This window comes from Terrabacter sp. P5_B1, from assembly GCF_056400505.1.
The window spans coordinates 1-3269 of sequence record NZ_JBFULD010000405.1 but is presented as its reverse complement, the minus strand read 5'-3'; the positions used below and the strand labels follow the sequence as shown (position 1 = coordinate 3269).

The following is a 3269-nucleotide window of genomic DNA, read 5'->3' as shown; positions in this document are numbered from 1 at the left end:
AAGGAGTGGAAGCCGCTCTCGCCGTCGATGGCGGTCGCGAAGGCGCGCAGCCGCTCGAGGAGCTGTGTGGGGACGTCGGGGCCGGCCATGTCGTCGAGGACGACGTGTGTCACGCTCCCGCGGCGGAAGACGGACTTGGCGCCCAGGCAAGGGAACTCGGCATGCGTGACCATGAGCTCCAGAGCCCGGACGACGTCGGCCTCTGACGCGTGGGCAAGGTCCATCCCGGCGAGCAGCTCGAGGGTCGTCTCGAGTCCGTGGTGCCCGTCGTGCGGCGCGTGCAGCCGGACGGTATCCGTCGGCGTCGGTGCTTCCGTGCGCGTATCCGTTGACATGTCGGACTCCTCTCGTGCAGGCAGGACGTACCCACCCCGGGTTCCCTTGCCCCGAAACCCTGTACACGGGGACGTGGAACGCGGGACCCAGCCGGGCGGCATACAGTGTCGTGCGTGTCCCCCCGAGCCCTCGTGGTCGACGACGAGACCCCGGTCTCGCGCACGCGCCGCGCCCGCAAGATGTACCGCGCCCTCCACGAGCGCTACCCGTACGCGCACTGCGAGCTCGACTTCTCGACGCCGCTCGAGCTGCTCGTCGCGACGATCCTCTCGGCGCAGACGACGGACGTCGGGGTCAACAAGGTGACGCCGATCGTCTTCGCGAAGTACCCGACGGCCGCGGACTACGCCAACGCCGACCGCACTGAGCTCGAGACGATCATCCAGCCGACCGGCTTCTACCGCGCCAAGACCGACTCGCTCATCAAGCTCGGCATGGCGCTCGTCGAGCGTTTCGACGGCGAGGTGCCCCCACGTCTGAAGGACCTCGTGACGCTGCCGGGGGTCGGCCGCAAGACGGCGAACGTCGTGCTCGGCAACGCCTTCGACATCCCGGGCATCACGGTCGACACGCACTTCGGTCGCCTCGCCCGCCGCTTCGGCTGGACCGAGGAGGAGGACCCGGTCAAGGTGGAGCACGAGGTCGGGCGCCTGTTCATGCGCAAGGACTGGACGATGCTCAGCCACGTCCTGATCTTCCACGGCCGCCGGACGTGCCATGCGAAGAAGCCGGCGTGCGGGGCGTGCCCCGTCGCGCGCTGGTGCCCCAGCTACGGTGCCGGTGAGACCGACCCGGACAAGGCGGCGAAGCTCCTGAAGTACGAGCTGGCGCCGAAGTGACCGACGTGGTCAGCCGGATCGCGTATGCCGGCAGGTCCGGATCCATCGAGCCGTCCCCGCAGCGCGGGGCGGGGACCGTCACGCGCCCCGCGTGGATGGACGACCTCGTCGTGCGGCTCGAGGGCATCGCGCCCGAGTGGTTCTCGCGCTTCCTCCCGCCGGAGGAGGGCGGCCGCGAGTCGGCGGTGCTCATCCTCTTCGGGCCCCCGCCCGCCGGCGCCGAGGACGACGGTGAGCATGTCGTGCTCATCGAGCGCTCGCACACGATGCGCACCCAACCGGCCCAGATCGCCTTTCCCGGCGGCTCGCGCGACCCCGGGGACGACGACCTCGTCGCGACGGCCCTGCGCGAGGCCCAGGAGGAGACCGGCGTCGACCCCGCGGGCGTCGAGGTCGTCACCCAGCTGCCCTCGCTCTACCTCGCGCCGGCACAGTTCGTCGTGGCGCCGGTGCTCGGGTGGTGGGCGCAGCCCTCACCCATCGGAGTGCGCGACCCGGCCGAGGTGCACGACGTGCTCTCGGTGCCGGTGTCGCACCTCGTGGACCCGGCGACGCGCTTCTCGGTGACGCACCCCTCGGGTTACGTCGGGCCGGGCTTCGACCTCGACCACCTGCTCCTGTGGGGCTTCACGGCCGGACTCATCAGCAGAGTGCTCGAGCTCGGCGGGCTCTCGCAGCCGTGGGACGCCGACGTCATGCGACCCCTGCCGGAGCGCTACCTCGTGGGGAGGCRCGCGTGAGCGGCAGCATCGTCCTCGACGTCGCCCTCGTCCTGCTCCTGCTCGCCTACGCGGTCTCGGGGTACCGGCAGGGGCTCATCCACAGCCTCTTCTCGCTCGTCGGCTTCTTCGCCTTCGCCATGGTCGCGGTGTGGAAGCTGCCCGACGTGCTCGCCCACTGGCCGTCCGTTGCCGACAACGACCGCACGCGGGTGGTCGTGCTCCTCCTCGGGGTCGTCGCCTTCGGCTGGCTCGGCCAGTTCCTCGGCGGCCTCGTCGGGGGTCGCATCAGGCAGCGCGTCGGCCAGACGTCGCTGCGCCGCGTCGACTCGGTGCTCGGTGCCGTCGTCGTGACGCTCGCGGCGAGCCTCATCATCTGGTTCCTCGGCGGGGCGCTGCGCACAGCCGGCAACCCCGCGCTGTCCAAGGCCATGGCCGAGTCGAAGGTGCTCCAGGTCGTCAACTCGGTCGTTCCCGAGGACACTGGTCAGGTCTTCGCGGGCTTCCGCGGCTTCCTGTCGAGCCAGGGCTTCCCCCAGGTGTTCGGCGGTCTCGCGCCCGAGCCCATCACGCCGGTCCCGGCTCCCGACAGCGCCATTGCGCGGTCGCAGGCGATCCGCACGGCAGGTCGTTCGGTCGTCAAGGTGACGACGCAGTCCCAGTCCTGCCAGCGCGGGCAGGAGGGCACCGGCTGGGTGCTGTCCCCGGGACTCATCGTCACCAACGCGCACGTCGTCGCGGGCGCCGACGAGGTGCGCGTCCAGGGCGGGGACGAGACGCTCCGGGCCCGCGTGGTGGTCTTCGACCCACGGCGCGACCTCGCGGTGCTCAGTGTGCCCGGGCTCCCGCTGCCACCGCTCCCGCTCGGTGGCGAGCTCCGGCGCGGCGACTCCGCGGCGGTCCCGGGCTTCCCGCTGGACGGTCCCTACCGCGTCGTCTCGGCCCGGGTGCGCGCCACCCTCGACGCCCGCGGACTCGACATCTACGGCCGCGAGCGTGTCGTCCGCGAGATCTACTCACTCGCGGCGGTCGTGCAGCCGGGCAACTCAGGTGGCCCGCTCCTCGACACCAACGGCCGGGTCGTCGGCGTCATCTTCGCCAAGTCCCTCGAGGACAACGCCACGGGCTACGCCCTGACGCTGGCCGAGGCCAAGCCGGTCCTCGACGAGGCCAGGTCGTCCGGCGCCCCGGTCGCCACCGGCGCCTGCGTCTCCGGCTGACCTCTCCCGTAAGTCGAGTGCCCACTTCCCGACGCGCACCTTCCGTCGAGTGCCCATTTCCCGACGCCCGACACCGTCGAGTGCCCATTTCCCGTCGCCCGGCACGGGTCGAGTGCCCATTTCCCGACGCAGCGAGCCGCGGGGAACTGGGCACT

Annotated in this window: 4 protein-coding genes; 3 read left to right on the top strand and 1 reads right to left on the bottom strand. The window is 71.5% G+C overall.

What is annotated here, in order from left to right; translation table 11 throughout:
- Nucleotides 1-335: hypothetical protein (locus tag AC1DP0_RS19985; RefSeq protein ID WP_478087971.1), on the bottom strand; the 335-nt coding region annotated here is incomplete at its 3' end.
- Between the two features lie 180 nt (nucleotides 336-515).
- On the opposite strand from AC1DP0_RS19985, the gene nth reads away from it, so the two are divergent.
- Genes nth through AC1DP0_RS19970 form a run of 3 tightly spaced genes read left to right on the top strand, consistent with a single transcriptional unit; the run spans nucleotide 516 to nucleotide 3114 of the window.
- On the top strand, nucleotides 516-1175 hold the full coding sequence (gene nth / locus AC1DP0_RS19980; protein ID WP_478087973.1) for an endonuclease III: 660 nt from the start codon (nucleotides 516-518) through the stop codon (nucleotides 1173-1175).
- Nucleotides 1172-1915, top strand: coding sequence for an NUDIX hydrolase (locus tag AC1DP0_RS19975; protein WP_478087969.1), 744 nt, complete (start codon nucleotides 1172-1174; stop codon nucleotides 1913-1915). The genes nth and AC1DP0_RS19975 overlap by 4 nt, the downstream gene beginning before the upstream one ends.
- Entirely contained in the window at nucleotides 1912-3114 is a 1203-nt protein-coding gene (locus tag AC1DP0_RS19970; protein WP_478087967.1) for a MarP family serine protease, read from the top strand. The genes AC1DP0_RS19975 and AC1DP0_RS19970 overlap by 4 nt, the downstream gene beginning before the upstream one ends.
- The last annotated feature ends 155 nt before the right edge of the window (nucleotides 3115-3269 follow it).

What these genes read in the sequence shown, in the direction of transcription:
- nth (WP_478087973.1), top strand. Translation starts at nt 516, where the DNA reads ATGTACCGCGCCCTCCACGAGCGCTACCCGTACGCGCACTGCGAGCTC.